The 15,673-nt window shown below is 62.9% G+C and carries 11 protein-coding genes and 2 tRNA genes; 4 read left to right on the top strand and 9 right to left on the bottom strand.

Annotation, left to right across the window (positions count from 1 at the left end):
• Positions 1–73 precede the first annotated feature (73 nt).
• From HU737_RS15890 to bglX, 3 genes are all read right to left on the bottom strand, one after another.
• Positions 74–643 (bottom strand): LemA family protein, encoded by a 570-nt coding sequence (locus HU737_RS15890; RefSeq protein ID WP_186554682.1) that lies wholly within the window; start codon positions 641–643, stop codon positions 74–76.
• 2 nt (positions 644–645) lie between these two features.
• The gene (locus HU737_RS15885; protein WP_186554683.1) at positions 646–1,755 is read right to left on the bottom strand and encodes a hypothetical protein; all 1,110 of its coding nucleotides are present in this window, start codon (positions 1,753–1,755) and stop codon (positions 646–648) included.
• A 169-nt stretch (positions 1,756–1,924) separates the two neighbouring features.
• Entirely contained in the window at positions 1,925–4,252 is a 2,328-nt protein-coding gene (gene bglX, locus HU737_RS15880; RefSeq protein ID WP_186554684.1) for a beta-glucosidase BglX, read from the bottom strand.
• A 166-nt stretch (positions 4,253–4,418) separates the two neighbouring features.
• Here bglX and HU737_RS15875 point away from each other — a divergent pair, with 166 nt between their 5' ends.
• The gene (locus HU737_RS15875) at positions 4,419–6,293 is read left to right on the top strand and encodes an MFS transporter (protein WP_186554685.1); all 1,875 of its coding nucleotides are present in this window, start codon (positions 4,419–4,421) and stop codon (positions 6,291–6,293) included.
• An 18-nt stretch (positions 6,294–6,311) separates the two neighbouring features.
• Here the strand turns inward: HU737_RS15875 and sugE are convergent, their stop codons facing one another.
• From sugE to rdgC, 3 genes are all read right to left on the bottom strand, one after another.
• Complete coding sequence (gene sugE / locus HU737_RS15870) at positions 6,312–6,629, bottom strand: quaternary ammonium compound efflux SMR transporter SugE (RefSeq protein ID WP_186554686.1); 318 nt, start codon at positions 6,627–6,629, stop codon at positions 6,312–6,314.
• A gap of 170 nt (positions 6,630–6,799) precedes the next feature.
• Positions 6,800–7,765, bottom strand: a complete 966-nt coding sequence (locus HU737_RS15865) for a bile acid:sodium symporter family protein (RefSeq protein ID WP_186554687.1) — start codon at positions 7,763–7,765, stop codon at positions 6,800–6,802.
• Between the two features lie 172 nt (positions 7,766–7,937).
• A complete protein-coding gene (gene rdgC, locus HU737_RS15860; protein WP_186554688.1) occupies positions 7,938–8,858 on the bottom strand; it encodes a recombination-associated protein RdgC in 921 nt (306 codons plus the stop codon).
• 206 nt (positions 8,859–9,064) lie between these two features.
• On the opposite strand from rdgC, the gene HU737_RS15855 reads away from it, so the two are divergent.
• The 3 genes from HU737_RS15855 to HU737_RS15845 all read left to right on the top strand — a co-directional run bounded on the left by HU737_RS15855 (position 9,065) and on the right by HU737_RS15845 (position 11,096).
• Positions 9,065–9,140, top strand: a tRNA-Val gene (locus tag HU737_RS15855).
• A 13-nt stretch (positions 9,141–9,153) separates the two neighbouring features.
• Positions 9,154–9,230: transfer RNA gene (locus HU737_RS15850), tRNA-Asp, on the top strand.
• A 159-nt stretch (positions 9,231–9,389) separates the two neighbouring features.
• A complete protein-coding gene (locus tag HU737_RS15845) occupies positions 9,390–11,096 on the top strand; it encodes a molecular chaperone HscC (protein WP_186554689.1) in 1,707 nt (568 codons plus the stop codon).
• Between the two features lie 39 nt (positions 11,097–11,135).
• On the opposite strand, the gene HU737_RS15840 is transcribed toward HU737_RS15845, so the two are convergent.
• The 3 genes from HU737_RS15840 to map form a co-directional block, all read right to left on the bottom strand.
• Complete coding sequence (locus tag HU737_RS15840) at positions 11,136–13,793, bottom strand: J domain-containing protein (RefSeq protein WP_186554690.1); 2,658 nt, start codon at positions 13,791–13,793, stop codon at positions 11,136–11,138.
• The gene (locus tag HU737_RS15835) at positions 13,790–14,482 is read right to left on the bottom strand and encodes a DUF1266 domain-containing protein (RefSeq protein ID WP_186554691.1); all 693 of its coding nucleotides are present in this window, start codon (positions 14,480–14,482) and stop codon (positions 13,790–13,792) included. Before HU737_RS15835 ends, HU737_RS15840 begins: the two co-directional genes overlap by 4 nt.
• 166 nt (positions 14,483–14,648) lie before the next feature.
• On the bottom strand, positions 14,649–15,449 hold the full coding sequence (gene map, locus HU737_RS15830; protein ID WP_186554692.1) for a type I methionyl aminopeptidase: 801 nt from the start codon (positions 15,447–15,449) through the stop codon (positions 14,649–14,651).
• Positions 15,450–15,673 lie beyond the last annotated feature (224 nt).

Raw genomic sequence — 15,673 nt, 5'->3', positions numbered from 1 at the left:
CTTGTCGTCGAAGTATCGCAGGAAGCCCAGTATAGGTCTCAGTCAACGCCGCCCTCGGCGACGGCTGCATTGCCTACAGGTTCGGCCGGTACGAGAAGCCCTGCGCGGCCTGGGCATCGGTAAACGGCGTGATCGGGGACTTCTTGTTCAGCGCGCCATTGACCAGCGAGCCTGGAAACATCTGGAGGGTGTTGTTGAAGCGTTCGACCTCGCCATTGAAGATGACGATGGCTGCACCGACGTTTTCCTGCTGTTCGGTAATTTCGCGCATCAGATTGTTCAGCACCTCGGACGCCTTGAGGTCCGGGTAGGCTTCGAAGGCGACCCGCAGCCCGCTCAACAGCGCCTGGGTCGCCTGTTCGGTCTTGGCCAGCGAGTTGCCATCGGCCGCAGCCGGCAACTCGGCAATGGCGCTGCGCAGACGGGTGATCTCGCCAAGCAGGCTCTGCTCGTACTCTTGATACTGGGTGACTTGCTCCTGCAGGGCATCGAGCACCTTGGTTTTCTGCCGTTCATAGGTCAGCACATCGGCCCAGGCGCGTTGCGCGCGGTTGTGCCCACCGATGATCGAGTTGTACAGGCCGATCACCGTCAACGACACGATGACGGCGGTGATCAGCCCGATGATGACCGGGATATCCATTGTCAGTTCTCCATATGAGGGGTTGCCTGGCGAGGCAGGTTGAAGTTGTCGTCATGCTGCTCGGCAAGCGTGTGGATCGCTTCGAGCAGTTGGGTAAGCGCGGGCAGTGGCACTCCAGCGTCGATCAACGCGTGGAATTCGCTGGGCGAATGCAGGTCGCACGGCAGCTGGAAGCCAAGCAGGTCGCTGTTGTCGAAGCTGATGCACAAGCCGCCCTGGTTCAGCGAGAACTCAAGGTTCAATTGGCTGAACCTCGGCTTCAGGCCAAGCAGATGCACAACCGTCACCGGCTTGGCGAAGCGCGCGCAAGCCATGGCGCTGGCACCAGTCAAGGTAAAGGCGCGGTTGAAGTCGGTCGAAGAGGTTTGGTGCTTGTGCTCGAAGTCGATGGCGCTCGGCCCGCCCGAGCGCACGGCAATGCCCTCGATCCAGGGGAAGTCCAGCACCAGGCTGAAGCGATCATGATGGTCGTAGACCACGCGGGTTTGCTGGCGGGTGCCGCCTTTGCCGTCCGACACCTCTTCCTGCTCTAGGCGTCTGACCACGTAATGCAGCTGGTAGTAGGCGTACTCGAAACTGTGCAGCGGGCCTTGATAGCGCCCGCGCAGCGCACGGGTGATATCGCGGCTGTGGTTGCCGCGTTGATAATCTTCGAAGTGCTCGCCCAGTTGCTCAAGGATCAACCCAGGTGGGCTGTCGATAGGGCTCAGTCCGGCGCTGAACAGGCTTGAGCGTCTGGCCAGGTCAGTGGACAGACCTGACAGCAGGTTGGCCCGCTTGAAGATCGCGCGCAGGCTGAGCAGGGTCAGGGTCAGCAACCCTGCTACCACGGCCAGCAATAGCAGGTGGGCTTTGTCCGGGGTGACCTTGGCGGCCCACGTGGTTGCCTGCATGGGGTACTGGTAGCAAAGGCCAACGACAACCAGGGTGAGGCCGGCAAGCAGCAGCGTCAGGCACCAGGGCAGGGTATTGTCGAAGCGTAATGGGCCTTTGAAGTCGCGGATCGCCTGCACTGCATGCAGAAGATCTTGTTTGTTTCTGGCGCTTTGCCCAGTCTGGGTGGCTAGTTCAATCACGCCCTTCAATTGAGCGTTGTGCGTGCGATTACCCATCGATCCCTTCTGTCATCCTTGAATAGCGCTCGCTACTTGCGACGGGGCGGGCGTCCAGTGCGCGCAGTTTGCCTCAGCCTCCATTTAGCTGCCAGCGTTGCGCGCTACGAATATCAAGCCCGAAGCTGTCGGGCAACTGCAAACCTGACGGCGCAGGTGCAGGGCAATGCTAGCGTGAGGCTTCCAGTAGCTCGAAACGGGCATGCTCGAGGTGCTGCGAGTCCAGGCCGATCATCACGTCGAACTTGCCAGGCTCGATGATCCATTGCAGGTCCTGGTTGTAGAAGCCCAGCGCGGTCTGGTCGACAGTGAAGGTGATCCGGCGCGATTCACCTGGGGCGAGCAATACCTTCCTGAAACCCTTGAGCTCCTTGATCGGCCGGCTGACTGAGGCTACCCGGTCGCGTAGATACAGTTGCACCACTGTCTCGCCGCTGCGCGAGCCCTGGTTCTTGACGGTGATACTCGCTTGCAGTGACTGACCTGGGGGCAGCTGGTGCGTGGAGAGGCGTAGGCTGGACAAACTGAAGGTGGTGTAGCTCAAACCATAGCCGAACGGGTACAGCGGAGTGGGGTCCAGGTCGAAGTAGCGCGACTTGTATTTGCTCGGTCGCTCCTTGATGAACGGCCGACCGGTATTGAGGGTATTGTAATGCACAGGCAACTGACCGACCGTGCGCGGAAAGCTGATCGGCAACTTGCCGGAGGGGTTGTAGTCGCCCAGCAGGACATCGGCGATGGCGTTGCCGCCCTCGCTGCCACTGAACCAGGTTTCCAGCACCGCATCGGCCCACTGGCTTTCCTCGACGATGGACAGCGGGCGGCCGTTCATCAATACCAGCACCAACGGCTTGCCGGTCATTTTCAAGGCGCGCAGCAGTTCCCGCTGCTGCTGGGGCAGGTCGAGGGTGGTTTTGCTGGCGCCTTCATGCGACATCCCCCGCGGCTCGCCGAGTGCGGCGATCACCACGTCAGCCTGCCTGGCAATTGCCAGCGCTTCTGCCAGCAGGGCCGATGGCGGTCGCGGGTCGAGCACTACCTGGTTGTCGGCCAACAGGTCGAAGGCGGGTGGGTTGTCATGAATGTTCGCCCCCAAGGCATACAGCAGCTGTGCATGATCACCCAATGCCGTGCGCAGACCCTGGTAGAGACTGACTGCCTGGCTGGGCTGGCCGTTGGCCGGCCAACTGCCGAGGATATCCCGTGAGTTGTCGGCCAGCGGGCCGATCAGCGCGATGGTACCTTGGCGCTTGAGAGGCAGTGTGGCGCGTTCATTCTTCAGCAGCACCAAGGTCCGTCGGGCGACGTGCCTGGCCTCGGCTCTATAAAGAGCAAGGCCTGCGTTGGAGAAAGCAGCGCCGTGGCTGCCGCTCAACCTGCGAAAAGGCGATTCGAACAGCCCCATATCGTATTTGACTGCCAGGACCCGGCGCACGGCATCATCCAGCAGTTCAACCTCAATCTGGCCCTGCTCGATCAGCCCTGGCAGCGTTTGCAGATAGTAGCGATCGTTCATGCTGACGTCGGTTCCGGCGACGAGAGCCCGCTGCGCGGCCTGTGCACCGTCCTGGGCAACGCCATGGACGATCAGTTCCTCGATCGCACTATGATCACTGATGACCAGTCCGGAGAATTGCCATTGCTGACGCAGTACGCTGCGCAGCAGCCAGCCATTAGCTGTGGCTGGAACGCCGTTGAGACTGGTCAGAGCAGTCATGATGGCGCCTGCCCCTGCATTAATGGCAGCCAGGTAAGGAGGCAGGTAGTCCTGATAGAGGCGTAGCGGGCTGACGTCGGTCGAGTTGTAGTCCCGCCCGCCCTCCACTGCGCCATAAGCGGCGAAATGTTTGACGCAGGCCATGAGGCTGTCTCTGGCTCCCAGCTCACCCTGAAAACCGCGGACCACCGTGGCGGCGATGCGCGAGACTAGGTAAGTGTCTTCGCCAAAGCCCTCGGAGATCCTGCCCCAGCGCGGATCACGACTGATGTCGACCATTGGCGCGAAGGTCATATCCAAACCATCGCCAGTGGCTTCGCGCGCGGCTACCCGGGCACTGACGCTGATTGCGTCAAGGTCCCAGCTGGAGGCAAGGCCCAGACCGATGGGGAAGATCGTTCTGCGCCCATGCACCACGTCACCGGCGAAGAACAGCGGGATACCGAGGCGGCTGTGCTTTACCGCATGCTGTTGGAGGGTTCGCAGCTGCGCGGGCGTTGCAGCGGGGTGCGCGAACACGCTACCCACGTTGCCTGCCGCCACTGCATCGAGGACGATTTGAGGGGGTGGTTCGGCTTCGGCGAAACGCATGAGCAATTGACCGGCCTTCTCTTCGACAGTCATGCGCGCCAACAGGCTTTCGATGAAGGTCGATTTGGCGTTGGCAAGAGCTGTCGCCGCTTCGCTGGGTGGAGAGCTTGCCAGCGCTAAACATAGGGCAAGGCCCCAAGCCAGGTACCTTGCGAACGCGGCATAAATCGTTGCCAATAAACCTTCCATCCGTGGGTATCCAGCATCCGCTAGAGATCAGCCCCAGCTTGGACAATGCGCGGCTGAGCTGCCACTGGTAAAAATCGCAGTTGACAAGCTGGATGTGGCTTTCAACCCTATGCACGCATTCTAATAAGGCATAAGCCCTCCGCGGCTCTATTCAGGGATACGATTGATGAGTCACCCCTCGCAATTCACCTTGCTCGGCAAGCGGCGCTTTCTGCCGTTCTTCATCACCCAGTCGCTGGGCGCCTTCAATGACAACCTGTTCAAGCAGTCGCTGATCCTGGCGATCCTGTACAAGCTGAGCCTGGAAGGCGATCGCTCGATCCTGGTCAACTTGTGCGCGTTGCTGTTCATTTTGCCGTTCTTCCTGTTCTCGGCGCTGGCCGGGCAGTTTGGCGAGAAGTTCGCCAAGGACGCGCTGATCCGCATGATCAAGCTGGCGGAGATCGTCATCATGGCCATCGGCGCGGTCGGTTTTGTCAGCAATCACCTGGTGCTGATGCTGCTGGCGCTGTTCGCCATGGGTACCCATTCGGCGCTGTTTGGTCCGGTGAAGTATTCGATCCTGCCGCAGGCCCTGCGCGAAGAAGAGCTGGTCGGTGGCAATGGCCTGGTGGAAATGGGCACCTTCCTGGCGATCCTGGCCGGGACCATCGGCGCCGGGGTGATGATGTCGTCGAGCAACTACGCCACGGTGGTGGCTGGCGGCATCGTCGGCACCGCGGTGCTGGGCTACCTGGCCAGTCGCTGGATCCCGCGCGCGGCAGCGGCGGCGCCAGAGATGAAACTGGACTGGAACATCTTCAAGCAGTCCTGGATCACCTTGCGCCTGGGCCTGGGGCAGACGCCGGCGGTGTCGCGTTCGATCGTCGGCAACTCCTGGTTCTGGTTCGTCGGCGCCATCTACCTGACGCAGATTCCGGCCTATGCCAAAGACTGGCTGCACGGCGATGAAACCGTGGTGACCTTGGTGCTGACCCTGTTCTCGGTCGGCATCGCCGTGGGTTCGCTGCTCTGTGAACGGCTCAGCGGGCGCAAGGTGGAAATCGGCCTGGTGCCGTTCGGCTCGTTCGGCCTGACCCTGTTCGGCTTGCTCTGGTGGTGGCATTCGGGCGACGTGCCGAGCGGCGCCGTCGCGCACGACTGGCTGGCCCTGCTGGGGATGCACCAGGCCTGGTGGATCCTGGTCTCTATCGTTGGCCTGGGGGTGTTCGGCGGTTTCTATATCGTGCCGCTGTATGCACTGATCCAGGCGCGCACTGCCGAGGGCGAGCGGGCGCGGGTGATCGCTGCCAACAACATTCTCAATGCGCTGTTCATGGTGGTCTCGGCGATCCTTACCATCGTCTTGTTGAGCCTGGCCAAGCTGAGCATCCCGCAGCTGTTCCTGGTGGTATCGCTGCTCAATATCGCGGTCAACACCTACATCTTCCGCATCGTGCCTGAGTTCACCATGCGCTTCTTGATCTGGCTGCTCAGCCACTCGATGTACCGCGTCGAGCACCGTGATCTGCAGCGCATTCCCGATGAAGGCGCGGCGCTGCTGGTGTGCAACCACGTGTCGTTCGTCGATGCGCTGCTGATCGGCGGCGCGATCCGGCGGCCGGTGCGCTTCGTCATGTACTACAAGATCTACAACTTGCCGGTGCTCAACTTCGTCTTCCGCACCGCTGGGGCGATTCCGATTGCCGGGCGTGGTGAAGATGAAGCGACGTACGAGCGGGCCTTCGCGCGGATCGCCCAGTACCTGGCGGCGGGCGAGGTGGTGTGCATCTTCCCCGAGGGCAAGCTGACCGCCGATGGCGAGATCGATGTGTTCAAAGGTGGGGTCAATCGGATTTTGCAGGAGACCCCAGTGCCGGTGATCCCCCTGGCGTTGCAGGGCTTGTGGGGCAGCTTCTTCAGTCGCGATCCGGGCAAGGGCTTGTTCAAGCGACTGTGGTCGCGGGTGACCCTGGTGGCGGGCGCCGCCATCCCGGTGGAGGCGGCGCAGCCGGAAGCGCTACGCGAGCAGGTCAGTGCTCTGCGCGGCGATCTGCGTTAACAGATAGTAGGGGGGAGGTCAGCTGGCGCTGACCTTCAGGCCGACCAGGCCGGTGATGATCAGGGCAACGCTGAGCAGGCGGACCAGGGCCATGGATTCACCGAACAGGATGATCCCGGCAATCACCGTACCGACTGCACCAACTCCGGTCCAGATGGCATAGGCGGTACCCAGTGGCAGTTCTTTCATGGCCAGGCCCAACAAGCCAAGGCTGATCACCATGGCGCCGACCGTGAGCACGGTTGGCAGTGGCCGGGTGAAGCCGTCGGTGTATTTCAGGCCTACCGCCCAGCCTACTTCGAACAGGCCGGCGAAGAACAGAATGATCCAGGACATGAGTGTGTCTCCATCGTTTGAATGATGGGGCCGTCCCCTGATTGGTCACGCGGTGCGTCGTGAGGTCGTCCTCACAGTGCGCAGTATATTGCCCAATTGCAGGGGGGATGTCCATAGCGCCTTCATCGCGGGCCCGAGGGAGCGGGCCCGCGGTGAGGCCACTAACGTCATCAAGGGTTGGCGGGTCTAGCCTCGGCTTCTACTGTTACAGGCTCTTGCATGCGCCGGAACCAGGTCGACAGCAACGCCCCAGAGATATTGTGCCAAACGCTGAACAGCGCACTGGGCACCGCCGCCAATGGCGAGAAATGCGCCGCCGCCAACGCCGCGCCCAGCCCCGAGTTCTGCATGCCCACCTCCAGCGCCAGCGACTTACGCTGGGCCAGCGGCAGTTTGCACAGCTTGCCGGTCAGATAGCCCAGCAGATAACCAAAGCTGTTGTGCAGCACTACCACCGCCATGATCAGCAGGCCTGACTCGGCGATCTTCGCCTGACTCGCCGCGACCACCGCACAGACGATCATCACGATACTCACCACCGACACCAGCGGCAGCACCTGCACCGCCAGTTGCACCCGCTCGCCCAGCAGTTTCTGCGCCACGACACCGAGCACGATCGGCAGCATCACCAGCTGCAGGATCGACCAGAACATGTCCATGAAGGACACCGGCAACCAGGCCGAGGCCAGGAACCAGATCAGCGTGGGGGTGAGCAGTGGCGCCAACAGCGTGGTCACTGCGGCAATCGCCACGGCCAGCGCCAGGTCGCCCTTGGACAACCACACCATCACGTTGGACGCCGTGCCGCTCGGGCAGCAGCCGACCAGGATCACGCCGACGGCGATCTCCGGCGGCAGGTGAAACAGCTGGCACAACAACCAAGCCATGCCCGGCATGATCACGAAGTGCGCCACTACCCCCAGTGCCACGCGCCAGGGTTGGCGGGCGAGGGCGGCGAAGTCGTCGAGTTTGAGGGTAAGGCCCATGCCGAACATCACCAGGCCGAGCAGCGGCACGATGGCCACTTTCAGGGCGATGAACCATTGCGGCTGAAGGAAGGCCAGGCAGGCGAACAGCAGCACCCAGATGGCGAAGGTGTTGCCGACGAAGCGGCTCAAAGCGGCGAGGGCACGCATGGGTAGATCCTTATTCTTTTAATCGGCGTAGTTGGGGCTGCTTTGCAGCCCTTCGCGGGCAAGCCCGCTCCCACAGGGATTACGCTGCCCTTCAGAACAGCGCGGTCCTTGTGGGAGCGGGCTTGCCCGCGAAGGGCCGCAAAGCGGCCCCAAAATGCTACTGCGACAACGCTCAGACCCCTTGCGGAATCTCTTCGCCACCCAACGCCTCGAACAGCGCCGGCAGGAACTCGGTAAAGGTCATCATCATCAGCAGGAAGCTGGCATCGAACTGCTGCTGCGCTTCATCACCGCCATCCTGCTCAGCCTGCTCTTGCAGCAGTTCCTCGAACTTCAGGCGCTTGATCACGGTCTTGTCGTCGAGCACGAACGACAGCTTGTCCTGCCAGGCCAGGGCCAGCTGAGTCACCACCTTGCCGGTGCCCAGGTGCAGTTGGATCTCGTCGCTCTTCAGGTCCTGGCGCTTGCAACGGACGATACCGCCGTCTTCATGGGTGTCACGCAGTTCGCACTCGTCCAGCACATAGAAGTCTGGCGCGGCGGCTTGCGACTTGACCCAATCGGTCATGGTCGCGCTCGGGGCGATCTTCACGGTCACCGGCCGCACCGGCAGCGAACCCATCACTTCGCGCAGGGTCGACAACAGGTCTTCGGCGCGCTTGGCGCTGGCCGAGTTGACCAGGATCAGGCCCAGGCGCGGGGCGATGGCAGCGAAGATCATCGAGCGGCGAATGAAGGCACGCGGCAGGAAGGTCTGGATGATGTCATCCTTGATCTGGTCGCGTTCCTTCTTATAGACCTTGCGCATCTGCTCGGTCTCGATCTCCTCGACCTTCTCTTTGACCGCGTCGTTGACCACGCTGCTGGGCAGGATGCGTTCTTCCTTGCGCGCGGCAATCAGCAGGAACTCACCGCTGACATGCACCAGAGGAGCGTCTTCGCCTTTGCCGAACGGCGCGACGAAACCGTAGGTGGTCAGCTCCTGGCTGGCGCATGGGCGGGCCGGCTTGCTGGCCAGGGCGGCTTCCAGTGCCTCAGGCTCGAATGGGACTTCCTGGGTCAGGCGATAGGTCAGCAGGTTCTTGAACCACATGAGGGTAGATCTCTCCTTAATGCATAAGGCGGGCATTATTCTCCGACTGGTGCCATGCGGCCAACCCTGTCAGAGGGCCATCAGCCACTTATTAGTAAGGAAAAGGGCGGTTGCGCTAGGTCCTTGAAAGCCCTGCAAAAAATTTTTAAAAAAGTGCTTGCCAGGGTGGTACGTCCTCCGTAGAATGCGCGCCACACCGAGACGAAGGGTGATTAGCTCAGCCGGGAGAGCATCTGCCTTACAAGCAGAGGGTCGGCGGTTCGATCCCGTCATCACCCACCACTCGATGTATAGCGCAGCGGTAGTTCAGTCGGTTAGAATACCGGCCTGTCACGCCGGGGGTCGCGGGTTCGAGTCCCGTCCGCTGCGCCATATTCAGCTTCAAGGGCCCACTGAACACCCTGAAGCAACAGAGAAAGCGACCTTAGGGTCGCTTTTTTTGTTTCTGGCATTGCGTCAGAATGCCCCCTGTCCGCCGGAAGCGGCCAGCAGGTTCCGCTCCGGCTCTTCACCGCAAGCAAGAGACCGACCATGCAGGATGCCAGTACTTCTCTCTCCCCCGCAGTTGCCACGCCATTGCTGGGCATCGACTTGGGCACCACCAATAGCCTGATTGCCGTCTGGCAAGACGGGCAAGCGCGGCTGATCGCCAACGCCTTGGGCGAAGTGCTGACGCCGTCGGTGGTCAGCGTCGATGACGATGGCAGCATTCTCGTCGGCAAGGCCGCCAAGGCGCGCTTGACCACCCATCCGCTGCGCACGGCCGCCGCGTTCAAGCGTTTCATGGGCAGCGACAAGCGCTTTGAGCTGGGCGAGCATCGCTTCACCCCTGAAGAGCTGTCGGCACTGGTCCTGGGCGCGCTCAAGCAAGATGCCGAAGCCTATCTGGGCTGCCCCGTGAGCGAGGCGGTGATTTCGGTGCCCGCCTACTTCAGCGACGAGCAACGCAAGCGCACGGTATTCGCCGCCGAGCTTGCCGGGTTGAAGGTACAGCGGCTGATCAACGAGCCGACCGCTGCGGCAATGGCCTATGGGCTGCATGAGCAGAAATTCGAGCGCACCCTGGTGTTCGACCTGGGCGGCGGCACCTTCGATGTCACCGTGCTGGAGTACGCGCTGCCGCTGATCGAGGTGCATGCCTCCACCGGCGACAACTATCTGGGCGGCGAAGACTTTACCGATGCCTTGCTGCTGGCGTGCTTGCGCGATTGGAATCTCACGCTGGACGACCTGCAGCCGCAAGCGCTGGCCAGCCTGCATGACGCCATCGAGCAGTTCAAACATGAATTGGGCGAGGGCAACTGGACCCTGAGCTGGAACGGCGATGCACAGCCGCGCCAATGGCAACTCGATGAGCTCAAGCTGCAAGCGATCTGGGCGCCATTGCTGGCCCGGGTGCGTGCGCCGATCGAGCAGGCTCTGCGTGACGCCCGCTTGAGCCCCAAGGAGCTGGACAGCCTGGTACTGGTCGGTGGTGCGACGCGCATGGCGCAGGTGCAGCAGCTGGTGGCCAAGTTGTTTGGCCGGTTGCCGTATCGGCACCTGGATCCGGACACCATCGTCGCCCTCGGCGCTGCCAGCCAGGCGGCGTGCAAGGCGCGAGACGAGGCTATCGATGAGCTGATTCTCACCGATGTCTGCCCCTACACCCTGGGCATCGCCGCCCAGCGTGGCGGGGAGAACAGCGGGGCGTTTTCGCCGATCATCGAGCGCAATACCGTGATCCCGACCTCGCGGGTCGAGCGCTTCTATAGCAGCCATGCCGAGCAGAAAGTGGTGCGCATCGCTGTGTATCAGGGCGAGCGGCCTTGGGTGCGTGACAATATTCTGGTGGACAGTTTCGAGATCCCGTTGCAGCAGACCGGGCAGATTCAGTCGCTGGATGTGCGTTTTAGCTACGACATCAATGGCTTGTTGGAGGTGGATGTGACCTTCCAGGAAACCGGCCAGAAGCACAGCCACAGCATCGACCGCAGCCCGACCGGGTTGGATGAACCCGCGCGCCAGGCCAGCCATGAGCGGCTGTCGCGGTTGAAGATTCATCCGCGCGATGCGCTGCCCAATCGCACCTTGTTGGCGCGTTTGGAGCGGGCGTGGATGCAGAGCCTGGGTGAAGAGCGGGAGTTGATTGGCAGTTGGCTGGATGCGTTCAATACCGTGTTGGCGGGGCAGCAGGCCGGGGAGATCAGTCGCCAGCGCCAGCAACTGAGCCAGGCGTTGGATGAGTTGCGCTATTGACAGTGTTGGGGCCGCAACGCGGCCCCCGCTGCTCATCGTTCAACCGTTCAAACGCCGCAACGTCGCCTGCAACCCACCGTCCAGCTGCTGCGCCTTGCCCGGCGGCGGGCCATAACGATTGGGCAGCTTGTCTCCCGGCAGCCCCAGCAACATCAGCGGCAACACCGGCAACACCCGGCTGACCACCAGCAGCAACAGCAGCGCCGGCACCCCTTGGCCAATGTCACGCAAGCGCCTGAGAAAGCCGCTGACCAACAGCAACCCCATCACCACCACGATCATGGGGGCGGTCAGCATCAAGCTCCCGCACAACGCAATCGCGCCCAGGTGCAAGGCAAAACCTGTGCGGTTGAGCCGGCTTTTGAGCTTCCACACCGCCCAGAATGGCGCAGGTGCCTGCTTGAGATCGTTGCGCAGCATACGCTCGCTCCACGACAGCAAGGCCATGATCGCGCAGCGCAGCCCTGGATCGAGCTCGGCGTCGTCCTTGGCTTTTTGCAGGGCGCGCAGCAACCGGGTCTTGGGCGGGGCGCAGTGGTTGAGCAGGCTGTCCAGCGCATCCAGGGCATCGTTGAATGGGCGGCTGGCGATGCCTTGCTTGTGCAACAGGTCAGCCGGCGGATGCTTGGTCTTGCCCTCGACCAGATTGCGCCGCAGCGGCTCGTACCCGTAGTCCTCGATGTACAACGCCTCGATGCGGTTGCGCAGGCGCGTGCGTTGCTCCTCGTCCAAGCTGCGGTCGTGATAGAGCACCGCGCAGAACAGCAGTTTGCCCAGCGGGTAGTCGTCGAGCACGTTGGGCTCGTTTTCCAGGCTTGCCAAGAGCTGCGCGGCGCTGGGCAGTTGGGCACTGTCGAGCAGGGTGCGCAAGGTCAGCATCTGGTTGGCCACTAGCGCTTGTGCCGGATCGGCGCTGTCCAGCGCGCCGAACAGGCCGTTGCTGCCGTCTGGGCTGGCCAGGGTTTGCAGCAGCACGCCATGCAGCGGGGCGAATGGATGCTCGGCGGGGTAGTGCAGTTGGCCGGGCAACTGCGCCGGTATCAAGCTCAGCCAGCGCGTCGGGTGTTCGAGCAGGGCGAGCATGAACAATTGCTGGCGATGCCAGTTCCAGGCGGCTTCGCCATCCGGCATCGGCGGCAGCAACAGGCCGCGCTCGGCGAGTTTGTCCTGTGTTTGCAGGGCGAAGGGGACGGTGAACATGCGCCGCATCTCGAAGTTGCGGTTGAGGCTGTGCAGTGCTGGCGCGCCGTAGTTGCGCATGCGCCGCAGCCACTCGCGGCACGCCGGGTGCAGCTGTTGCGTGGCGAGTGCCTCGGGCAATGACGCGGCAGGGTCTTCACGCTGGCAGAACTGCACCAGGGCCTGCACCACCGGTGCCTGTTGCAACCAGTGCAGTTGTTGCTCGGCCTGGCGTTGGAAGCCTTCCAGGATCAAGGCGTCGAGGGCATCTTCGCCGGGCGTTTGCGCAAGGATCTGCCGTAACAGCTCGGCTTCACCGCGCTGCAACGCCCAGGCATACCAGTACAGGCGATGCAGGGCGCGGTCTTGCGCCTCTGTCGGGTCATCCAGCAGCAGGGCCAGCAAAGGCAGTTCGTCGTCACCGTCCAGGCGCCAGTCGATGAACTGGCTGGCGATACCACCCAGCTCCAGGCGCGAGGCTTGCAGCCAGCGCGCCAGGGTTTGCGGGTTTTGTGCCGGGGTGCCCAGCAACTGCGCAGGATCGGCAAGATCCTCGGGCCAGGAAACGGGCTGCGACACACTATCGAAGGCCTGGATCAGCAGCGGCAGGCGTTGCGACTGGTACTGCGTGCAGAGCTCGATCAGCCAGCGCTCAGCCTGCGGATGGCGGTGTTCGCGCCACAGCCGCAGCCAGCAGTCCATCGCCTGCTGCTTGGCGCCCAGGGCGTCGGCCTGGCAGGCCAGCAGGTAGAGCAGGTCCTGATCGTCCGGGGCCTGGCGTTGGCGCTCCAGCAGCAGCGCGTGCAGGGTTTGGCTGGCGACCCCAGCCTGGCTGAACTGCACCAGCAGGCGCTGGATCAAGCCCTGATCGTCGGGGAAGGCCAGGCAGGTATGGGTTTGGGCGAATTGCGCGTACTCGAACAGCGGCCGTTGCTGGAAGCAGTACTCCAGGCTGCGGAAGTACCACAGCGCCTCCAGCTGCGCCGCCGGCGGCCAATCGCGCATCAGCCCGGTGTCGAATGGATCGGGTTGCTCCAGACGCTGGAGGAAGGCTTCCACCTCATGTGGATCTTCCAGGCACAGCAGTTGTTCGGCCCAGCCCAGGCGCTGGGCCAGCAGGCCGACACAGCGGTGCGAGATCGGCCCGCAGTTACGCAGTTCGTGCAGCAGGCGCCAGCTCAGCGCTTCGAGGTCGTCCAGTGGTAACTCGTCGAGCTCGGCGATGTATTCCTGCCAGGCGACCGGATCGAAGCGCAAGGCCGGCTCTTCAAGCAGGCGGTGGAAGGCCTGCAAAGCTGGGTGTGGCGTGTCATCCTGGGCCGCGGCGTCAGCTTCGGAGGCGGCGCTCGATTCACCTTCGCGGGCCAGGCGCAGGGCCTCTTCATAGGCCTCGCGCAGCGCTTGGAAACCTTGCGGGTCGGTTTCTGGGTGGTGCGACGGCAGCAGGCCACGGTAGGCCTGGCGGATGCTGTTCAGGTCCTGGGTCGGTTCCAGGCCCAGGCGTATCCAACAACTCATGACCAGCAGTCCTCTTCCAGTGAGGCGGGGCGTTGCGGTTCGGGCAGCTCCAGGTCCCACGGCAGGCTGGCCAGCAAGTCGCTGGCGCCGTGGCGCAGGTTGAGCACGATGCAGCGGTTCCAGTGTTCGCTACCTTGGCGTTCGAGTTCGGCGGCCAGGGTGTCGTCGCTGCTGTCGGAGGCATTCCACAGCGCCTTGCCGATCAGGTAGCCGGCCAGGTAACTGTCCCAGCGGTTGTAGTAGTGGCGGGCGCGCAAGGCCAGGCGGTAATGCAGGTAGAGGCTTTCATCGAGCGTGATGAAGTCCTTCTTGAGCCCGGCCCGCAGGAGAAAACTCATGCGTCCCAAGTCCCACGCGCGGGTGCCACCGGGGCCGCAGTCGGGGAAGGTGCGGGCGGCGTATTCGTGCTTGATGCGTTCGCGCAGTGGCAGGCTGGCCAGCAGCGCCTGCCACTCGCTCGGCAGGCGGCGCTGGAATTGCCAGTAGGCTTCGGTCAGCTCGGTGGCGTGGCCGTTATCGGCCATGCCGAGCATGTCCAGCAATTGCGCCCGGTTGCTGATGCCCCACCAGCGTTCGAGGTCAGTCTGATCGTCGCCTTCGAAGTACTGCGCGGCGGTGTAGCTGGCGCCATTGAGGGCGGCCATGGGTGCGGACAGGGCATGCAGCCAGTGCTGCGCGGTTTCTTCCATGAGGGGGCTCCTGGGCCGGCTCGAAACAGAAAAGGCGGCCGGCCTTGCTGGGGGCGATTGTAGAGAGCGAGGGGGGTGGGGGCAAATGTCGCTAGTTGGCTTTTGGGGTGGCTGCGCCGGCCTTATCGCGGGGCAAGCCCGCTCCCACGACGCCAAGCGATGAGTCTTAGGCGATTTGGCTGGCTGAGACGAAACGCCCGCGCTCTTCATCGCGCAAGGTCAATACTTCAAAGCCCTCGGCAGTCACTGCCACGGTATGTTCCCACTGCGCCGACAAGCCGCCATCGCGGGTAATCACCGTCCAGCCATCTTTGAGCGTGCGCGTGCCGCGCGCGCCCTGGTTGATCATCGGCTCGATGGTAAACACCATCCCTGGCTTGAGTTTCAGGCCCATGCCGCGCTGGCCGTAGTGCAGCACTTCCGGCCCTTCGTGCATCTGTTGGCCAATGCCGTGCCCGCAGTATTCGCGTACCACGCTGTAGCCGGCGGCCTCGGCATGGCTCTGGATGGCATGGCCAATGTCGCCCAGGGTGGCGCCCGGGCGCACTTGCTCGATGCCTTTGCACAGCGCGTCATAGGTGGTGTCGACCAGGCGTTGGGCGTCTTCGCTGATCGCGCCGATGCGGTACATCTTCGACGAGTCGGCAATGTAGCCCGCTTGCTCCAGGGTGATGTCGACGTTGATGATCGAGCCTTCCTTGAGCACTTCGTCAGCCTTGGGGATGCCATGGCACACCACGTGGTCGACCGAGGTATTGAGCGAGTAGGGGAAACCGTACTGGCCCTTGCTCGCTGGCCGGGCGCGCAGGGTCTGGACGATGAACGCCTCGGCGCGGTCGTTGATCTGCAGGGTGGTGACGCCGGGGCGGATGAAGCCGTCGAGGTCGGCGAACACCTGGGCCAGCAACTGGCCGGCGCGGCGCATCAGGTCGAGTTGCTCGGGGGTCTTGAGGATCACCTGGGACATTGGGGCTATGCGAATCTCGGTTGAATAGGCGTTTACAGCATATCCCCAGGCTGGTTGCCGGTGCTACCGGTTGGTGCGCAGGTCACCAACTCGGTGCAAGGCCGTTGCCAGGGCTGCGCCCTGTCGTGGGCACGCCCGCTCCCACAAGAATCGTGGCGAACCCGCAAATCCAGGTGTGCAGGGCGGGTATGACAGCGTTGGCCTGCGAGAAACAGCAACTGGCC

The sequence above is a fragment of the Pseudomonas urmiensis genome (assembly GCF_014268815.2).
Lineage (GTDB): Bacteria > Pseudomonadota > Gammaproteobacteria > Pseudomonadales > Pseudomonadaceae > Aquipseudomonas > Aquipseudomonas urmiensis.
Note: the sequence above shows the minus strand (reverse complement) of the source record. Positions and strands in the feature narration are given on the sequence as shown.

Excerpts from the sequence above, each read along its gene's own strand:
- HU737_RS15890 (WP_186554682.1), bottom strand. The coding sequence starts at position 643 with ATGGATATCCCGGTCATCATCGGGCTGATCACCGCCGTCATCGTGTCG.
- HU737_RS15885 (WP_186554683.1), bottom strand. The coding sequence starts at position 1,755 with ATGGGTAATCGCACGCACAACGCTCAATTGAAGGGCGTGATTGAACTA.
- bglX (WP_186554684.1), bottom strand. The coding sequence starts at position 4,252 with ATGGAAGGTTTATTGGCAACGATTTATGCCGCGTTCGCAAGGTACCTG.
- HU737_RS15875 (WP_186554685.1), top strand. The coding sequence starts at position 4,419 with ATGAGTCACCCCTCGCAATTCACCTTGCTCGGCAAGCGGCGCTTTCTG.
- sugE (WP_186554686.1), bottom strand. The coding sequence starts at position 6,629 with ATGTCCTGGATCATTCTGTTCTTCGCCGGCCTGTTCGAAGTAGGCTGG.
- HU737_RS15865 (WP_186554687.1), bottom strand. The coding sequence starts at position 7,765 with ATGCGTGCCCTCGCCGCTTTGAGCCGCTTCGTCGGCAACACCTTCGCC.
- rdgC (WP_186554688.1), bottom strand. The coding sequence starts at position 8,858 with ATGTGGTTCAAGAACCTGCTGACCTATCGCCTGACCCAGGAAGTCCCA.
- HU737_RS15845 (WP_186554689.1), top strand. The coding sequence starts at position 9,390 with ATGCAGGATGCCAGTACTTCTCTCTCCCCCGCAGTTGCCACGCCATTG.
- HU737_RS15840 (WP_186554690.1), bottom strand. The coding sequence starts at position 13,793 with ATGAGTTGTTGGATACGCCTGGGCCTGGAACCGACCCAGGACCTGAAC.
- HU737_RS15835 (WP_186554691.1), bottom strand. The coding sequence starts at position 14,482 with ATGGAAGAAACCGCGCAGCACTGGCTGCATGCCCTGTCCGCACCCATG.
- map (WP_186554692.1), bottom strand. The coding sequence starts at position 15,449 with ATGTCCCAGGTGATCCTCAAGACCCCCGAGCAACTCGACCTGATGCGC.